This is a genomic window from Kibdelosporangium philippinense (assembly GCF_021390435.2).
Classification (GTDB): Bacteria; Actinomycetota; Actinomycetes; order Mycobacteriales; family Pseudonocardiaceae; genus Kibdelosporangium; species Kibdelosporangium philippinense.
Genome location: NZ_JAJVCN010000003.1, coordinates 314,833 through 331,790 on the forward strand (window position 1 = coordinate 314,833; position 16,958 = coordinate 331,790).

The following is a 16,958-nucleotide window of genomic DNA, read 5'->3' on the forward strand; positions in this document are numbered from 1 at the left end:
AGGAGTCCGAGTTGTCAGGACACCGAGACGACTGGCGATGTGCCGCCGATCGGCTCCATGTCCTCGGCGATTCGCATGGCCTCTTCGATCAGCGTCTCGACGATCTGGTGCTCGGGCACGGTCTTGATGACCTTGCCTTTCACGAATATCTGGCCCTTGCCGTTGCCGGACGCCACGCCAAGGTCAGCCTCACGGGCCTCACCTGGACCGTTCACCACGCAGCCCATCACGGCGACCCGCAGCGGGATCTCCATGCCCTCCAGGCCCGCGGTGACCTCGTCGGCCAGCTTGTAGACGTCCACCTGCGCACGCCCACAGGACGGGCAGGACACGATCTCCAGTTTACGCGGCCGCAGGTTCAATGACTGCAGGATCTGCGTGCCGACCTTGACCTCTTCCACCGGCGGGGCCGACAGGGAGACGCGGATCGTGTCGCCGATGCCCTGGCGCAACAGCGCGCCGAAGGCCACCGCGGACTTGATCGTGCCCTGGAATGCCGGGCCTGCTTCGGTCACGCCGAGGTGCAGCGGGTAGTCGCAGGACTCGGCCAGCAGCTCGTACGCCCGGACCATGACCACCGGGTCGTTGTGCTTGACCGAGATCTTGATGTCGTGGAAGTCGTGCTCAGCGAACAGCGACGCCTCCCACAGCGCCGACTCCACCAGCGCCTCCGGCGTCGCCTTGCCGTACTTCTGCAGCAGCCTCGGGTCCAGCGAGCCCGCGTTGACGCCGATGCGGATCGGCGTTCCGTGGTCCTTGGCCGCGGCCGCGATCTCACGCACCTTGTCGTCGAACTTCTTGATGTTGCCTGGGTTCACGCGCACCGCGGCACAGCCTGCCTCGATCGCGGCGAACACGTACTTCGGCTGGAAGTGGATGTCGGCGATCACCGGGATCTGGGACTTGCGGGCGATCGCGGGCAGCGCCTCCGCGTCGTCCTGCGATGGGCACGCCACGCGCACGATGTCACAGCCGGACGCCGTCAGTTCCGCGATCTGCTGCAGCGTCGCGTTCACGTCCGCGGTCACCGTTGTGGTCATCGACTGGACCGACACCGGGAACTCGCTGCCGACGCCGACCGAGCCGACCATCAACTGCCGGGTCTTGCGACGCTCCGACAGCACCGGTGGCGGTAGCGACGGCATGCCGAGCAGCACTTCGCCGCTTGTCATGAGATCTCCTCTTGAGTCAGTGGTTACGACCGGGAGGCCGTTGGGGGTATTCGGCGGATCCAGGTTTTCGCTGGGCGTGCGGTAGAAAGGGGCTCGTACCGGGTTGTACTAGTGCCTTTCTGTCCGTGCGGCCAGCGGGAAGCTGGGCCGTCGAGACCCCTGACGGACTCCCGGTCGTGACCACTAGTTCAGCCTGATCGGGTTGACGATGTCGGCGGTGATCGTGAGCAGCATCACCGCTCCACCGATGAACACCACCACCATGGTGACGGCCATCAGCTTCGAGTAGTCCACGGGGCCACCCGCCGGTTTCCCCCGCATCCTGAGTACGAAGTTGCGGATCTTCTCGTAGACGATCACCGCTATGTGTCCCCCGTCCAGCGGCAACAGCGGCAACAGGTTGAACACGCCGATGAAGAAGTTGAGGCTCGCCAGCAGCAGCAAGACAACGTCCCACAAGCCACGCTCAACCGCGTCACCACCGAGAATACTCGCGCCGACGACGCTGACCGGGGTGTCGGGATCGCGTTCTCCGCCACCTATGGCGCGCACCACAGCCGGGATCCGCTCGGGGAACCGGATCAGGCCTTCCCATGTCTTCACGAAAATGTCGCCGGTGAACGAGACCGTACCGCCGATCGCGGTCCACGCGTTGTACTCGAACTTCCGTTGCTGCAGGACACCGATGCTGCCTTGGTCTTCGAGCACGCGGTTGCCGTCACGCAGCATCAGTCGCTGTGCGACGGTCACGTCCACGACGACCGTCTGCTCGGTGCCGTCACGGTCCACTGTGATCCGTGTCGGACCGGACAGTGGCTTCAGTGTTGTCCGCAAATCAGCGAAGGTGGGCGTTTTCGTGCCGTTCACCGCGATGATCTCGTCGCCTTGCCGCAGGCCTGCCAGCGCGGCCGGGCCGACGTCGGCCGGTGCACACGCCGGGCGCGGCTTGTTCGTGTCCATGTCGATGGTGTCACTTTGGACACACGCGGTCGCGCCGACGACCGGCTTGTCGACCAGGTTGGGCAGGCTGATGGTGGCCGCGAGGATGTACAGGATGATGAAGCCGAGGATGAAGTGGGTGATCGACCCGGCGGACATCACGATGACCCGCTTCCACGCGGGGTACTTGTACATCGCGTTCTTCTCTTCGTCCGGCGTCATCTCGTCAAGCGCGGTCATGCCCGCGATGTCGCAGAATCCGCCGCCGGGGATGGCTTTGAGGCCGTACTCGGTCTCACCCCGGCGGAACGAGAAGATCTTCGGGCCGAAGCCGATGAAGTACCGGCGCACCTTCATGCCGAACCACTTGGCCGTGAACATGTGCCCGGCCTCGTGCAGCGCGACCGACAGGCCGATGCCGAGCGCGAACAGCACGACTCCGATGAAGAAGACCACGCTCAGTTCCTTCCCAGAATTTCCCGGGCGCGTGTCCTTGCCCACTCTTCGGCGGCAAGGACCTCCTCGACCCCGCTCGGCGCGCCTGTCCAGGCGTCAGCCTCACCCAATACTCGCTGCACAGTCTCCACAATCGAGGTGAAACCGACGTTCAGGTCGAGGAACGCCTCGACGGCCTCCTCGTTCGCCGCGTTGTAGATGGCCGGGTGGCAGCCACCGGTCTCGCCTGCTTGCCTGGCCAACCGGACTGCGGGAAACACGTCGTCATCGAGCGGTTCGAAGGTCCACGAGGTGGCCTGATCCCACACGCACGGCTTGGCCGAGCCGGGCAGCCGCTCCGGCCAGCCGAGCGCCAGCGAAATTGGCAGGCGCATATCCGGCGGGCTGGCCTGTGCCAGCGTTGAGCCGTCGGAGAAGGTCACCATCGAGTGGATGATCGACTGCGGGTGGACCACCACGTCGATCCGGTCGTACGGCACACCGAACAACAGGTGCGCCTCGATCACCTCAAGGCCCTTGTTGACCAGGGTCGCCGAGTTGACCGTGATCACCGGGCCCATCGACCAGGTCGGGTGCGCCAGCGCGTCCTTCGGCGTGACGTCCGTGAGCTGGGCCGCGCTGCGCCCGCGGAACGGCCCGCCGGAAGCGGTCACGACCAGGCGGTCGACTTCCTCGGCACGCCCGCCGCGCAGGCACTGCGCCAACGCGGAGTGCTCGGAGTCGACCGGCACGATCTGGCCTGGCTTGGCTGCCTGCAGCACCAGCGGGCCGCCCGCGATCAGCGACTCCTTGTTGGCCAGCGCCAGCCGGGCGCCGGTGGCCAGCGAGTACAGGGTCGGTTCGAGTCCACGTGAGCCGGTGATCCCGTTGAGGATCACGTCGGCGGGCACCGCCTCGATCAGGTCAAGCACGGCACGGCTGCCGGTGAAGACCCGCGCGTCACCGAAGTCCGCGCCGGATGCGTCCGGCACGGCGATCGCCTTGACGCCGAAGTCATGGGCCTGCTTTGCCAGCACGGCCGGGTTCGAGCCACCCGCGGCGAGGCCGACAACCTGGAACTTGTCCGAGTTGGCCGCGATCACCTCGAGTGCCTGGGTGCCGATCGACCCGGTGGAACCGAGCAGGAGAACTGAGCGAGTGTTTGCGGACATCACGCCCATTGTCGCCGACCGGGCCTGAGGCGTGCGCCAGTGGGCTGTGTGCGACGATGAACGTGGGAATCAGCATGATCGAGGAGGGACCGTGGCGAGCTCGACGCCTGAGAAGGCTCCGGCGCACACCGTCAGCCCGGAGGACGAGCCGTCGGCCGAGTGGGGCTGGCACGGCAGCTTCCCCAAGGGCACCCGGATCGCGGGCTGGTTCACCGCGTTCGCGATGTTCATCATGCTGATCGGCAACCACACCGGCCGCACCGAGGACCTCTGGCTGATCGGGACCGGCGCCGGTCTGGTCATCCTGCTGGTCATCGACCAGATCCGGCGCCGTACGTCCTGGCGTCGCTGAGTTACCCGCGCGGCACGAGTTCGTAGAGGATTCTCGTGCCGAACGGCGCCATGAGGACGTTCTGCCCGACGGCGCCCAACGCGGACACCGGCCACCCCGTTGAGAACATCGTGGTGGCGTGCGCGGCTGTCCCGAACGACTTCGCGAACCGCGTTGTCGCCACGTCGCTGGCCGGATCGCGCGGCCCTGGATAGCCGCTGACCTGGATCGTTTTCACGACCCCGGTCTCACTGTCCACCCTGACGACCGCGGGCGCGGAGACCTGGCTCGCGATCGCGTGCACGACGACATCGTCACCTGCGGCGGCGATCTGGCGCCTGCCCAGCTCCAACGGGCACGGACCGGCGCCGTCGACCTCGGCATTGACCGCGGGCGCCGACAGGATCATCCGGCCGCGCGAATCCAGGAACGCCAGACCGCCTTGCTGGGTGCTGACCGCGAACCGGCCGCCGGCCAGACCGGTCGCTTCGGTTCCCGACGCGACCTCCGCACCGATCGGCAACATCGTCGCGTCGAGCACCTTGCCGTCCCGTAGCGCGTCGATCCGCCAGACTCTTGCCTGCGTCGCGTCCAGCAGAACGGGCGTGTCGCCGTCGAAGGTGAGCGCGGAGAACTGCGCGGTGTTCCAGACGTTCACCCCATCAGGCACGGGCTGGCCGTTCTTGTCCTTGACCCGCGTCGAGTCCTCCCCGACCGGCGCTTTGATGGCCCGCAGGTCGACCGCGCGGCCGCCGGTGAGCTGAACGATCCGGACCGGACGGCTCAACCGGCTCTCTCCCGGGCGCGAGGACGTGCCCGCGGGCAGCAGCCAAACCTGGTCCTTGTTGAGCACGATCCTGTTGACCGATCCGGACGTGTCGCCGCCCTGCAGCCGCAGCTTCTCCGAGATGTCACCGGCGACCGGGTCGTTGTTGGTCGAAAACGGTGCCAGATTTGGATCCCACACGACTTCGACGACGCCGTCGGGGCGGATCCGCGCGATCCGCATCGTCTCGCCCCACCTGCCACCGTCCTCATCGGCGTTGCGCAGGTTGACCGAGTCGTCGTACTTGCGGCCGACGAAATACACCGACCCATCCGGCGCAGTGGTCAGCGCTTCGACGTGACCGATGCTTGTGGACGGTCCGGGCGAACGTCCACTCGGGACACCGGCGCCGCCATTGCCGGCCATCATGCGCACGGATCCGCGTGCCTCCTCGGCAAGTGGCGGTGCGACCTCGGCACGGCACCCGGTCCGGTCGCCGTACTTGGCCGCGACAATCCCCGAAAGATCCGCGAGATCCTGGTCGATCGTCTTGCGCCTTACGTCGTACCCGGTGATCTCGATTCCGATGTGGACAGCACGCTTGCCGCACGTGATGGCGAGAGAGATGTCCGGCTTGTTGTCGGTACCAGTCCGTACCGGATTGCTCAGCGGAGCACGCGCCGCGCGCTCCTTGGCGACTTCCGTCGCGGTGTTGATTCGCGTGATGGCCCCGACTTGATCGGCGTCAATTCGTAACGACACCACGGTTTGCCGCTCCGCGTTCTCGGAGACAAGCACCTCACATTGACTCCGGTCAACGTTAGGCGCGACGGCGATCTCGCCGACCGATATCAGATTCTCCTCGGCACGTGCGGTCATATGAGCTATTGCCGTTCGCGGCAGCAGTGAACAGACCTCCGGCCCCACATCGGTGACCGGATCGGTGTTCAACGGCTGCGCACCGGCGAGCTCAGGCCCGGTGCAAGCGACCAGACCCAACAACAGCGCCGATCCTAAGATCCCCACCCGATTGCGCACACTTGAGAATGTTCCGCCAAATGTCCCCATTGGATAGTCTTTATGCCTCAGCCGCAAGTCCCACCATCTGGGCTACCTTGCGTTGATGCACATACGTGAATGAACTGGTCGGGCACGGGTTTTCAGCCAACCAACTTCACGACAGGACCAGACATGTCCGTCACGGACGAACTGCTCGCCAACAACACCCGTTACGCGAAGACCTTCACCGGCCCGCTGCCCCTTCCGCCAGCGAAACACGTCGCCGTCGTGGCCTGCATGGACGCGAGGATCAACGTGTACGGCGTGCTTGGCCTCGGTGAAGGCGAAGCACACGTGATCCGAAACGCCGGTGGCGTGGTGACCGAGGACGAGATCCGGTCGCTCGCGATCAGCCAGCGATTGCTTGGCACGAAAGAGATCATTCTGATCCACCACACCGACTGCGGAATGCTGACGTTCACCGACGACGGCTTCAAACAGTCGATACTCGAAGACGTCGGCGTGAAGCCGCCATGGGCGGCGGAGGCGTTCGGCGATTTGGACGAAGATGTGCGCCAATCAATTGCCAGGATTCGCACAAGCCCCTTCATCCCGGTGAAGGATTCGGTGCGCGGCTTCGTGTTCGACGTCGCGACCGGCAAACTCAACGAAGTGCTCTAAACCACCTTCCGCACTTCCTCATCGGAGCGCCCGACGACCGTAGTGCCGTCGTCGGCGGTGATGATCGGCCGCTGGATCAGGATCGGATGCTCGACCATCGCCTCGATCCAGCGGTCGCGCTCTTTGGGCCATGTGGCAAGCCCGAGTTCCTTCGCGCCCTTTTCCTGCGTCCGCGCGATATCCCACGGCTCAAGCCCAAGCCGGTCAAGGACAGCGCCGAGTTCCTCGGCCGTTGGCGGGTCTTCGAGGTAGCGGCGGACGGTGTACTCGCTGCCGGCCTCGTCCAACATCTTCACCGCGGTACGGCACTTCGAGCACGCCGGATTCACCCAGATCTCCACGCGGTTTACGGTACTGCGATGACCGTCATCGCCGCAGCCGGGAGCGAGATCGGAAACCGGTATCAGGCGAACTTCGACACCTACCGGCTGGCCCTTGGCCCGTTGGTGGCCGTCGTCGCCGATGGCATGGGTGACGGTCCGGGCAGCACGATGGCGGGACAGACCACTGTGGACATCATGGCTGCCGTCGAGCCGACGGTCGCGGGAATCCGTAACGCGGTCACGGCAGCACACGCCAAGGTAAGCCAGTTCGGCAAGCAACTCGGCGATCTCGCCGGATGCACGCTGACCGCGTTGCTGGAAGGTGAAGACGGCTTACTGGTCGCGCAGATCGGCGACTCACGGCTCTACCGGCTGCGGGCCGGTCTGCTGGAAATCCTGACCGTCGACCACACAATGGCTTGGCTTGGCGCGGTGAACGGCTTGTTCGCCTTCGATTCGCCACAGGCTGCCGCGGCGCGCTACCAGCTCACGCGGTATATCGGGCGTCTCGGTGCGCCAGCGCCGGACATCATGCACGTCGAACCGTTGCCAGGGGACGTCTTCCTGCTCTGCACGGACGGTGTTGCCGAGCAGGTCCCATACCACCGGATCCTCGAGATTCTCGGCAGTCGCCGAGGACCGGAGGCGATGGTGCGGGACCTGCTGGCTGGCGCTGAGGCCGCTGGCGGGAACGACAACGCGACCGCGATCGTCGTTCAGGTCAGCAGTTAGCCCTGACCTTGCGGATGTCCACGGACAGCGCGGGCCTGCCGTCGACGGAACCCGGCGGCGCGATGCCACCGGCGGCCACCTTGTCCAGAGTGGACAGTCCGGCCGATTCGACGGTGCCGAAGATGGTGTAGTTCGGGCGCAGCGCGGAGTCGCCGTACACCAGGAAGAACTGGCTGCCGTTGGTGTTCGGGCCCGCGTTGGCCATCGCGAGCACGCCGCGGGCGTAGAGCTTGCGCTCACCTGTCGGGTCCGTTGGCGCGGGCGGCAGGTTTGTCGGCAGCTCGTCCTTGTATCGGTAGCCAGGGCTGCCCTCGCCCGTGTCCGTCGGGTCGCCGCACTGCAGGACCTTCAGGGTTGGGTAGTTGGTCAGCCGATGACAGGACGTGAAGTCGTAGAACCGGTGCTTGGCCAGATGCAGGAAGCTCTGCACCGTGCAGGGTGCCTTGGCCCGGTCCAGGGTGAGGTTGATCTTGCCTTGGTTGGTCGGCAGGTCGACCCGCACGGTGCCGTGTGACGGCGTTCTACGCGGGTCAGGGGGCAACGGCACCGGCCGGGCCGCTGGTTCTTCGGGGTTTTCGTGTACTGGCACGGGCCGCGTGTCGTATCGGCGGCGGACGCCACTCCCGGCACGAACACGGAGACGGTCGCTATGACCCCGGCCACGATGATCGAACGCACCACGTCGTCCTCCCTCATGGGTTCCGCCGGGAGGGTAATGGCCACGGCCTTTGCTTCAGATCCGCCATTCGTAGGGCTGTGCCACACTGGTAGGGCTATGACCGCTCTGCCTCTTGTTTTCGACGCGCCCAAGCGTGGCCTCCCGCCGCGCCACCTAGCCGACCTCTCCACCGCCGAGCGCAAAGAAGCGGTCGTCGCACTTGGTGAGAAACCGTTCCGCGCCAACCAACTGTCGCACCATTACTTCGCACGACTGACCGCCGACCCGTCGGCGATGACAGACATCCCAGCCGACGCACGGCAGCGTCTGGCTGACGAACTTCTGCCACCGTTGCTGACCGTCGTCCGACACGTGCAATGTGACGACGGTTCCACCCGAAAGACGCTGTGGCGCGCACACGACGGCACCCTCTTCGAGAGCGTGCTGATGCGGTACTCCGACCGCACCACGCTGTGCGTGTCCAGCCAAGCGGGCTGTGGCATGGCGTGCCCGTTCTGCGCGACCGGCCAGGGCGGACTACAACGCAACATGTCGACGGCCGAGATCGTCGACCAGGTCCGGCACGGCGCCGCGGCCATGCGTGACGGCGACCTCGCCGGTGGTCCCGGAAGACTGTCGAACATCGTCTTCATGGGCATGGGGGAACCACTCGCGAACTACAAGCGCGTGGTCGCCGCCGTCCACCGCATCTGCGACCCGGCACCAAGCGGCCTGGGCATCTCACAGCGCTCAGTCACCGTCTCCACCGTCGGCCTGGTCCCCGCGATCAGGAAACTGACCGAGGAAGGCCTGCAGGTCCGGCTCGCGGTTTCCCTGCACACCCCAGACGACGAACTACGCGACACGCTCGTGCCCGTGAACACCCGGTGGAAGGTCGCCGAGGTCCTTGAGGCTGCCCGCGGGTACGCCGAGAAAACCGGCCGACGAGTGTCCATCGAATACGCCCTGATCAGGGACATCAACGACCAGCCTTGGCGAGCCGACCTGCTCGGCAAGCTGCTGCGCCGGTACTTGGGCCAGTTCGCGCACGTCAACGTCATCCCACTCAACCCCACCCCGGGCTCCAAATGGGACGCCTCACCCAAACCCGTCGAGACCGAGTTCGTCCGCCGGGTCAACGCCCAAGGCGTGGCTTGCACCGTTCGCGACACGCGTGGTCAAGAGATCGCCGCCGCCTGCGGCCAACTCGCCGCCGAAGGCTGACAGCTAGCGCCGAGGTGTGCCACAATTGTGGCCATGACTACGGAGTCGTTGCGGGCCGTGCGCGACCACCTGTCGGAGTTCGTCGACCGGGCAGAGCGCGAGCATGAGCGTGTCGTGGTCACCCGCAACGGGCGTCCCGCCGCAGTGCTGATCGGATACGAGGACCTAGCAGCGCTCGAGGAGACGCTGGAAATCCTCAGTGATCCAGAGACCATGGCTGGTATTCGCGAAAGTCGCAGTGAGGTTGACCGAGGGGACGTGGTTCGTGGGGTGGACGCGATCCGCGCGCTACGACCGCAGCCGTGACTGAGCCCTATGGTCTTCAGGTTGCCGCGAGCGCAGCCCGCACCATTCAACACAAGCTTCCAGAAGGCGTCGCCGCCGCTGTAGTCGTGTTCATCACCGGCACACTGCTGGACAATCCTCACCGCGCCGGTAAAGCCCTCCGATATGAACTGGATGGCATCCGATCGGCTCGACGGGGCGCGTTTCGTGTCCTGTATGAGATTGATGATGAGCGTCGAGAAGTCACCGTCCTTCGCGTAGAGCACCGCGCCGACGTTTACCGCCCGCGTTGAAGTCAGGCGGGTTGTAAGTCCGTTGCCAGGGACGAGCCGACCTGCTCGGCAAGCTGCTGCGCCGGTACTTGGGCCAGTTCGCGCACGTCAACGTCATCCCACTGAACCCCACCCCGGGTTCCAAGTGGGACGCGTCGCCGAAGCCTGTCAAGACCGAGTTCGTCCGCCGAGTCAACGCCCAAGGCGTGGCTTGCACCGTTCGGGACACACGGGGTCAAGAGATCGCCGACGCCTGCGGCCAACTCGCCGCCGAAGGCTGATCTAGACCGTCACGTGTGTGTAAACGTGTGCACGTGTGTCACGCTGAGCTGTGACAATCGGGCTGTGGTGGGACGACGAAGACGCGGAGCATATTCGTCATCGTTCGGCTCGCTAGCCGGGTGCCACAGACATCGAACCCGCCTGGACGTTGGAGGCAGCAACCGACCCGCACCGGATAACCCGTGCTCCTGACCCAAAAAGTCGACATGGGCACATCCGCGTGATCGGTCACGCGCCTTCAGCTGGATTCGTAGTCACTGTGATCATCGATCCCGTAGATCACTCAGGAGTGACCGCGTGGAAGACCAGCGGAGCCGATCTTCGCGCATATCGCGACGAGTCTGACGGAAAGGACGGCACGCCATGACCGACGGAACCACCAAGGAACAAGCCCTCGCCGCCATCCGAGCGGAGATCGCCGCTAAAAGGGCCGCAGCCGAGACCGAAGACGACGACGCGAAGCGTGAGCGGCTCCTACGACATGCGCAGTTGCGCGAGGAGATCGCCGACGAAGAGGCTGAGGCGATAGCCGCGGATGCAGCCGACAACCAGCAGGCTGCCCTCTCTTTGAGGGTTCCCGCATCGTTGGTCGCCGAACTCAAGGCTCGCGCGGAGGCAGAGCACATCCCGACCTCCGCGCTTGTGCGCCGCCTACTCACTCAGGCCATGCGCGAGCCCACTGCACCGGTGCTCACCGTTGAACAGGTCGAGCAGATAGCTCGAAGGGTCTATCGCGAGTCGGCCTGAGACGAACCGCGCTTTTACGATCTTGCAAGTATTAGACGGTACGTAACATCCGAGGTCGCGAAATCGCCGCCGAAGGCTGATCGGTCACCGCATCCAGTAGAACCAATTGCCTTCGTAGTCGCGGTCGACGGTCTCCTGTGACGCGACCGAGGTCTTGAGGTACGAGACCTGGCTCGTCGTGAACCCCTGCGCCCATGAGGATCGCGCGTACTTCGGCCAGCAGCGGGTTCTCGGTGGTACCGAATCTGTTCCGTTGTTCGTCGGTTTGTGTGCTCAGCGTGATGGAGAACCAGTCGTTCGACTCGAAAGCGGCGCTGACCAGCAGTTTGATCACACCGTGGGAAGCGAAGCCGTCGATGATCCGCGGCTCGGCTTTGCTGAGAAGATCCCAACGAGGATCATGCGCCATGCGGTCCATGCTGGCAGACCGACCCGCCAACGGCCATGAGCTGACGACCTGCGGCCAATTGGCTGGTGAAGGCTGCTATTTCAGTGGCGCCGGGTGCGTTGGACGCGGTTGGGTCCGGCGTATGGCGGATTTGCAGGGCACGTGTGATGAGCGGTTTGCCGAGGTGCGCGATGCGTTGGCGGCGTCGTTGGACGAGGACGATGTGGGTGCGTCGGTCGCGGTCTTCGTCGGCGGGGAACCTGTAGTCGATCTGTGGGGTGGGTTTGCCGACGCGGGCCGGACGGTGGCGTGGCAGCGGGACACGATCACCAACGTGTGGTCGACGACCAAGACGATGATTGCGTTGTGTGCGTTGATTTTGGCTGATCGGGGTGATCTCGATCTGGACGCGCCGGTTGCCGGGTATTGGCCGGAGTTCCGTGCGGCCGATGTTCGGGTGCGGCATGTGTTGTCGCACACCGCGGGTATGCCGACGTGGGACGACCCGGTGGTGGTTGAGGATCTCTACGACTGGGCGCGGGTCACTTCGTTGCTGGCTGGGCAGACTCCTCGGTGGACGCCGGGCGAGGTCGGCTGTTATCACGCTGCCACACAAGGCTTTCTGCTTGGTGAGGTGGTTCGGCGGATCACCGGCAAGACCATCGGCGCCTTCTTTGCCGCGGAGGTGGCCGGTCCGTTGGGCGCGGACTTCCACATTGGACTGCCTGCGGAGCACGACCATCGGCTCGCGCTGTCCATAGCTCCGCCCGGCGGGATGACGCCGCCGCCACCGAGCGAACTGTTCGATGCTGAGCCCAATCCGTACATCGAGCCAGCGCACGCGAATACCGTTGCGTGGCGACGCGCGGAGATTCCATCGGGCGCTGGCTACGGCAACGCACGTTCCGTTGCCACTGTGCAGTCCGTCGTGTCGTGTGGTGGGGCTGTCGGTGGCGTGCGGCTGCTGTCACGGGCGGGGTGCGAGCGGGCGTTGGAGGAGCAGTACCAAGGGCTGGATTACGTGCTGGGCGTGCCGATGCGGTACGGGTTGGGTTACGGAGCGAGCGGCCGGACGTGTTACTGGGGCGGTATGGGCGGGTCGCTCGTGTTCAACGACCTCGATGCTGGGATGACCGTGGCCTACGTGATGAACCAGATGGTCGACGCCATCAATGGCGATGGCCGAGGAATGACCATGGTCACCGCGGCCTACGGCGGTCTCTCCAACGCAACACCAAGGACTTCGCCGATACGGGCATCGCGTTGAGGGATCCGTTCGACCCGGTCGAAGGCTGACACGACCTGGTTATACCGGGTTATACTGGATGGCATGAAGACGGCGATCTCGGTGCCTGACGAGACGTTTACCCAGGTGGAGCAGAGCGCGAAGTCGCTAGGGGTGACGCGCTCGGAGTTCTACACGCGCGCAGCTCGGTTCTACCTCGACCATTTGGAACAGCAGTCGCTGACCAGCGAGATCAATGCGGCCCTCGATGGCATCGACGAATCGAACGCGGTGGCGGCCGCCGTGGGGCGGCGTCATCTGGCGGACGTTGACGACGAGTGGTGATCGAACGCGGCGGCGTTCACTGGGCTGATCTTGGGGAAGTCGAAGGCTCACGGCCCGCCAAGCATCGACCGGTTCTCGTTGTCCAAGCAGATCCGTACAACGCGAGCCGTCTTGCGACCGTGCTCGTTGCGGTGATCACGTCGAACACGAAGCTCGCTACCGCGCCCGGCAACGTCTTTCTGCCGACGTCAGCGACCGGGCTCCCGAAGGACTCCGTGGTGAACGTGACCGCGCTCATCACCTTGAACAAGAACGATCTCGGTGACCAGGTGGGCATGCTGCCGCCCGGCTTGATGAGGGATCTGGACAAAGGCCTCCGGCGGGTGCTCGGGCTCTGACACGCTGCCTGGCATGGGACTTCTGACGGACTATTTCTCGGCCGCGTCCGATGAGCAGGCAGCCGCCGCCCTTTTCGCGTCCGGAGGGCCACTGCACGCGGATCCACCGTTCAAAACGGTGGAAGCAAAGGGAATTGAGCCCTCCGTGACGTTAGCCAGATTGGCTGTCGTGTTGACCGGGGAGGACATCGACACTGTGACGGCCGCTCCCGACTGGACCCGTGAAGTGGCCGACGACGAAGACAAGTTCGTCGGTGCCGTACCCGACAGCCTCAAAGAAGCACTCGCGCAAGCCGATGACGCACAGATACCCGAGATCGCGCGGGAGTGGGCGACGGCTGAGGAGTTCTTTGGCCATGCCGATCCTGAGTTTCTCGCCGAACTGGTGCGGGAACTGGTCGATCTGGCCAGGCACGCGACTGAACAGGGCGAACGCCTGTATGTCTGGGTCTGCCTCTAGACATCAGGCACAGCACGGTTGAATACCGCGCACAGGCGCCTGCACTGGGGGCCCGGAGATCGGAGGTCACATGGCCGACGCAACACGGGACGTCGAGAAGATCTACGCCACCGCCGACGTGGTCGCGAAGCTGCGCAGGCTCGCGGACGCGCTGGAGTCGGAAACCCCGTTCCGCATCTCGATCGCGGGCGAACGCATCCGCGTGCCCAAGCGTGCCGAGTTCTCCATCGAGCACGAGCGGGGTGATGGCGAGGAAGAGATCGAGTTCCAGCTCAAGTGGACGATCGAAGAAGATGACGACGAGGACGACGAAGACAACGTCGTCTGACAGGGCAAAGGTCGTGAGTGGTTAGTCGAGTTAGAACCGGACTAACCACTCACGACATCCGGCTAGCGCGGGAAGCGGTCCCGTGCGTCTTCCAGCTTGTCGAATTCGCTGACACTCAACGCCTTCGACGCGGTCGCGAGCGGTGCGCTCACGTTTGCCCAGCGCTGCAACGCCTTGGTCGCCGCTTCCTTGTCCGCGGGGACCAGCTGGGAGATGTTGGCGCCGTGGTTCGCACCCGGTGCGGTGTAGGTGAACGAATCGCGCCTGCTCGGCACGAACGGCTCAGCACCCCACGGGTCGTTGGCGCCGTAGACGAACAGCATCTGGCTCGACTGCGTGCGCACCCAGAAGTCGACGTCGATCATCGGCCACGGGTCGTGCCGTGAACGCAGCGACGGCGGCAGGTTCGAGTTGGCCTCGTAGAACGACGGCGGGTAGTTCGTCACGTCGCGCAGGTGCTTGAACTTCAACGCGGGCGCGCCGAGCTGGGTCGCGGCCTGGTAGTAGTACGGCGCGTAGGCAAGCACGTCCTGGTCGGTGTAGAACGACCAGTCCGCGATCTTGTCGACCCAGTTGTAGATCTCGTCGGACGACGCGGTCTTCGCTGGCACGGTCGCGCAGTCGGCCTGCTTCGAGTACTGCCAGAACGCCCACACGACATCGAGCACGGTCATCTCGAACGCCTTGTCAGCGCTGCCGAGCACCTGGTTGAACGTCCGGTTGTTGGCCTTGGCCCACGCCTCGTACTTGGCCAGCAGTTCCGGGCGCCGCTTGAGCGCCTCGTGCTGGACGTCGTTGAGCGTCTGGCGGCACGCCGGGTCGTTGCCGACCGACTCGAAGAACTTGTCGTACTCCCGGTCCTGGTTGTTGATCGCATCGTTCGATGCGACATACGCGACGACGCCGTCGACGTCACGCGGGTAGAACCGCCGGTGGTACACCGAGGTCATGCCGCCCTTGCTGGCACCGGTCGAGATCCACTTCTTCGAGTAGATCCGCTTGAGCGCCTCGACGATCCGGTGGTGGTCGGTGGCCGCCTGCCAGATGTTCAGGTCGTCCCAGTCGGCCGGGTTCGGCCGGGACGGCTCGAAGAACCGCTGCTCGACTGAGATCTGGTTGCCGTCGATCAGCTGCGTCGGCTCTGACCGGAACGCGGTCGTGCGCATGTTGTAGCCGGACGTGTGCAGCACCATCGGCCGGTCGGTTGCCTTGTGCAGCAACTGGAAACGCTGCTCGAACCGGCCTGCTGACGGGCGCCGGTGGTCGACCGGCTGCGAGTAGTTCAGGATGAAGAACCGGTAACCGGCCGGTGCCGCCCCCTCGGAGACCACCGTCAGTCCTGGCACATGCTTGAGCTGCGCCACAATGTCCTCTTCGGCTGTGGCGGCTGGCGCCAGGCCGAACGTCAACGCGGTGACCACACCGGCCACCAACGCTGTTCGCAGTAACACGCCGAATCTCCTCACTCCCAGCGGCGAACCTGCGCATTCTGACAAGAAACGTTCGGTGCGTATAGCTACTGAAGTCGCTAACGTGCGAAAACCGCCCTTTCGTTCACCTCGCCCAGCGGCGCAACGCCTGCGTGGCAGCGCTTTTCTCGCTGGGACCAAGGTTTGAAATACTCGCGGTGACGTGATTTGCACCAGGCGTTACATAACTGTACGAATCGTCCTTGCTCGGCAAGAAAGGCTCGGCGCCCCACGGGTCGTTCTGCCCGTAGACGAACAGCATCCGGCTCGACCGCGTGCGCACCCAGGTATCGATGTCGATCATTGCGTGCGGGTCGTGCGTGGAACGCAGGTGCGGCGGCAGGTTCGAGTTCGCGCCGTAGAACGACGGTTCGTAGTGCATCACGTCTCGTAAGTGCTCGAACTTCAAGGACGGCCAACCCAATTGGGTCGCTGCTTGGTAGGAGTACGGCACGAACGGCATCGCGCCTTGATCCGTGTAGCTCGACCAACCGCTGATAGCGTCGATGAACCGGTAAACCTCGTCGGTCGACGCGGTAACGCCCGGCACCCTGTCGCAGTAGGACGATCCATGGGACTGCCAGAACGACCAGACCGTGTCCAGCACGGTGAATTCGAATGCCCTGTCGACCGTTCCATGCAGTTGCGCGAATGTGTAGCCGCTCGCCGCGGCCCATGCCTCGAATTTCGGCACGAGTTCGGCACGGCGTCTGAGCGCCTCGTGTTGCAGTGTGTTCAGCGCGGCACGGCACGCCGGTGTGCCGACGGTCGCGAAGAACGTGTCGTATGCGCGGTCGTCGTTATTGTCTCTGTCGTTCGGCGCGACATACGCCACCAGACCGTCCACATCGGCCGGATAGAACCTGCGGTGATACACCGAGGCCATGCCGCCCTTGCTTGAGCCGGTGGAAATCCATCTGCCACCGTAGATCTGCTTGAACGCCATGATGATCCGGTGGTGATCAGCCGCGGCCTGCCTGATGGTCAGGTGCCGCCAGTCCGCTGGTTGCGGCCGTGACGGTTGGAAGAACCGGGCCTCCACCGAGATCTGATTGCCGTCGAGCAACACCGTCGGCTCGGCCTCGAACGGCGTGGTACGCATGGCGTATCCACTCGTGTGCACGACCATCGGCCGAGTCGTTTCCTTGTGCAGCAACTGGATTCTCTGCGTGAACGAGCCCGCCGACGGATTGTCGTGGTCGGCGGGCTGCAGGTAGTCCAGCAGGAAGAACCGGTGGCCGCCAGGCGCGCTTGACTCGGACACGACTGTCATCCCTGGCAGCTTTTTGAGCTGTACCAGGATGTCTTCTTGCGCAACCGCAGTAGATGCGGGTGCGAGGACGAACGCCAGGATGGCGATGAGAAGGACCCGCATGCTTCCTTCTTA

At 64.7% G+C, this 16,958-nt stretch carries 20 protein-coding genes and 2 pseudogenes; 13 read left to right on the top strand and 9 right to left on the bottom strand.

The genetic code is table 11. The annotated features are described in order from the left end of the window. Positions 1–14 precede the first annotated feature (14 nt). The 3 genes from ispG to dxr form a co-directional block, all read right to left on the bottom strand. Entirely contained in the window at positions 15–1,172 is a 1,158-nt protein-coding gene (gene ispG, locus LWC34_RS33330) for a flavodoxin-dependent (E)-4-hydroxy-3-methylbut-2-enyl-diphosphate synthase (protein ID WP_233729250.1), read from the bottom strand. Positions 1,173–1,355: 183 nt separating this feature from the next. Next, on the bottom strand, positions 1,356–2,567 hold the full coding sequence (locus LWC34_RS33335) for a M50 family metallopeptidase (RefSeq protein ID WP_233729251.1): 1,212 nt from the start codon (positions 2,565–2,567) through the stop codon (positions 1,356–1,358). A 2-nt stretch (positions 2,568–2,569) separates the two neighbouring features. Further along, on the bottom strand, positions 2,570–3,718 hold the full coding sequence (gene dxr / locus LWC34_RS33340; protein WP_233729252.1) for a 1-deoxy-D-xylulose-5-phosphate reductoisomerase: 1,149 nt from the start codon (positions 3,716–3,718) through the stop codon (positions 2,570–2,572). A 91-nt stretch (positions 3,719–3,809) separates the two neighbouring features. Between dxr and LWC34_RS33345 the strand changes: the two genes are divergently transcribed. Beyond that, entirely contained in the window at positions 3,810–4,070 is a 261-nt protein-coding gene (locus tag LWC34_RS33345) for a DUF2631 domain-containing protein (RefSeq protein WP_233729253.1), read from the top strand. 1 nt (position 4,071) lies between these two features. Here the strand turns inward: LWC34_RS33345 and LWC34_RS33350 are convergent, their stop codons facing one another. Beyond that, on the bottom strand, positions 4,072–5,841 hold the full coding sequence (locus LWC34_RS33350; RefSeq protein ID WP_233729254.1) for a hypothetical protein: 1,770 nt from the start codon (positions 5,839–5,841) through the stop codon (positions 4,072–4,074). Positions 5,842–6,006: 165 nt separating this feature from the next. Between LWC34_RS33350 and LWC34_RS33355 the strand changes: the two genes are divergently transcribed. Then, a complete protein-coding gene (locus tag LWC34_RS33355) occupies positions 6,007–6,495 on the top strand; it encodes a beta-class carbonic anhydrase (RefSeq protein WP_233729255.1) in 489 nt (162 codons plus the stop codon). Here the strand turns inward: LWC34_RS33355 and LWC34_RS33360 are convergent. Beyond that, positions 6,492–6,836, bottom strand: coding sequence for an arsenate reductase family protein (locus tag LWC34_RS33360; protein ID WP_233729256.1), 345 nt, complete (start codon positions 6,834–6,836; stop codon positions 6,492–6,494). The two genes, LWC34_RS33355 and LWC34_RS33360, sit on opposite strands and share 4 nt — an antisense overlap. Before the next feature lie 18 nt (positions 6,837–6,854). Here LWC34_RS33360 and LWC34_RS33365 point away from each other — a divergent pair, with 18 nt between their 5' ends. Further along, entirely contained in the window at positions 6,855–7,550 is a 696-nt protein-coding gene (locus LWC34_RS33365; protein ID WP_233729257.1) for a PP2C family protein-serine/threonine phosphatase, read from the top strand. Here LWC34_RS33365 and LWC34_RS33370 read toward each other — a convergent pair. After that, a pseudogene (locus tag LWC34_RS33370) lies at positions 7,540–8,231 on the bottom strand (peptidylprolyl isomerase). The gene LWC34_RS33365 and the pseudogene LWC34_RS33370 sit on opposite strands and share 11 nt — an antisense overlap. Before the next feature lie 94 nt (positions 8,232–8,325). On the opposite strand from LWC34_RS33370, the gene rlmN reads away from it, so the two are divergent. The 5 genes and pseudogenes from rlmN to LWC34_RS33395 all read left to right on the top strand — a co-directional run bounded on the left by rlmN (position 8,326) and on the right by LWC34_RS33395 (position 11,018). Further along, positions 8,326–9,432 (top strand): dual-specificity RNA methyltransferase RlmN, encoded by a 1,107-nt coding sequence (gene rlmN, locus LWC34_RS33375; protein ID WP_233729258.1) that lies wholly within the window; start codon positions 8,326–8,328, stop codon positions 9,430–9,432. 33 nt (positions 9,433–9,465) lie between these two features. Further along, positions 9,466–9,738, top strand: coding sequence for a type II toxin-antitoxin system Phd/YefM family antitoxin (locus LWC34_RS33380; protein WP_233729259.1), 273 nt, complete (start codon positions 9,466–9,468; stop codon positions 9,736–9,738). After that, positions 9,735–10,010: a type II toxin-antitoxin system RelE family toxin gene (locus tag LWC34_RS58235; protein ID WP_233729260.1), complete on the top strand. Its 276-nt coding sequence runs from the start codon at positions 9,735–9,737 to the stop codon at positions 10,008–10,010. The genes LWC34_RS33380 and LWC34_RS58235 overlap by 4 nt, the downstream gene beginning before the upstream one ends. A 32-nt stretch (positions 10,011–10,042) precedes the next feature. Further along, positions 10,043–10,270 (top strand): annotated as a pseudogene (locus LWC34_RS33390) (dual-specificity RNA methyltransferase RlmN); the annotation flags it as partial. A gap of 364 nt (positions 10,271–10,634) precedes the next feature. Next, positions 10,635–11,018 carry a ribbon-helix-helix protein, CopG family gene (locus LWC34_RS33395; RefSeq protein ID WP_233729261.1) on the top strand — a complete coding sequence of 128 codons (384 nt, stop codon included), beginning with the start codon at positions 10,635–10,637 and terminating at the stop codon, positions 11,016–11,018. 31 nt (positions 11,019–11,049) lie between these two features. On the opposite strand, the gene LWC34_RS33400 is transcribed toward LWC34_RS33395, so the two are convergent. Further along, positions 11,050–11,427 carry a hypothetical protein gene (locus tag LWC34_RS33400; protein WP_233729262.1) on the bottom strand — a complete coding sequence of 126 codons (378 nt, stop codon included), beginning with the start codon at positions 11,425–11,427 and terminating at the stop codon, positions 11,050–11,052. 121 nt (positions 11,428–11,548) lie between these two features. Here LWC34_RS33400 and LWC34_RS33405 point away from each other — a divergent pair, with 121 nt between their 5' ends. The 5 genes from LWC34_RS33405 (at position 11,549) to LWC34_RS33425 (ending at position 14,102) form a co-directional block, all read left to right on the top strand. Then, positions 11,549–12,673, top strand: coding sequence for a serine hydrolase domain-containing protein (locus LWC34_RS33405; protein WP_233729263.1), 1,125 nt, complete (start codon positions 11,549–11,551; stop codon positions 12,671–12,673). 63 nt (positions 12,674–12,736) lie between these two features. Next, positions 12,737–12,976 (top strand): CopG family transcriptional regulator, encoded by a 240-nt coding sequence (locus LWC34_RS33410; protein ID WP_233729264.1) that lies wholly within the window; start codon positions 12,737–12,739, stop codon positions 12,974–12,976. Then, positions 12,973–13,314 (top strand): type II toxin-antitoxin system PemK/MazF family toxin, encoded by a 342-nt coding sequence (locus LWC34_RS33415; protein WP_308200176.1) that lies wholly within the window; start codon positions 12,973–12,975, stop codon positions 13,312–13,314. The genes LWC34_RS33410 and LWC34_RS33415 overlap by 4 nt, the downstream gene beginning before the upstream one ends. Before the next feature lie 13 nt (positions 13,315–13,327). Further along, positions 13,328–13,774: a hypothetical protein gene (locus LWC34_RS33420; protein WP_233729266.1), complete on the top strand. Its 447-nt coding sequence runs from the start codon at positions 13,328–13,330 to the stop codon at positions 13,772–13,774. 70 nt (positions 13,775–13,844) lie between these two features. After that, positions 13,845–14,102, top strand: coding sequence for an amphi-Trp domain-containing protein (locus tag LWC34_RS33425; protein ID WP_233729267.1), 258 nt, complete (start codon positions 13,845–13,847; stop codon positions 14,100–14,102). 62 nt (positions 14,103–14,164) lie between these two features. On the opposite strand, the gene LWC34_RS33430 is transcribed toward LWC34_RS33425, so the two are convergent. Beyond that, positions 14,165–15,553: a S28 family serine protease gene (locus LWC34_RS33430; RefSeq protein WP_233729268.1), complete on the bottom strand. Its 1,389-nt coding sequence runs from the start codon at positions 15,551–15,553 to the stop codon at positions 14,165–14,167. Positions 15,554–15,656: 103 nt separating this feature from the next. Next, positions 15,657–16,946, bottom strand: coding sequence for a S28 family serine protease (locus tag LWC34_RS33435; protein WP_233729269.1), 1,290 nt, complete (start codon positions 16,944–16,946; stop codon positions 15,657–15,659). Positions 16,947–16,958 lie beyond the last annotated feature (12 nt).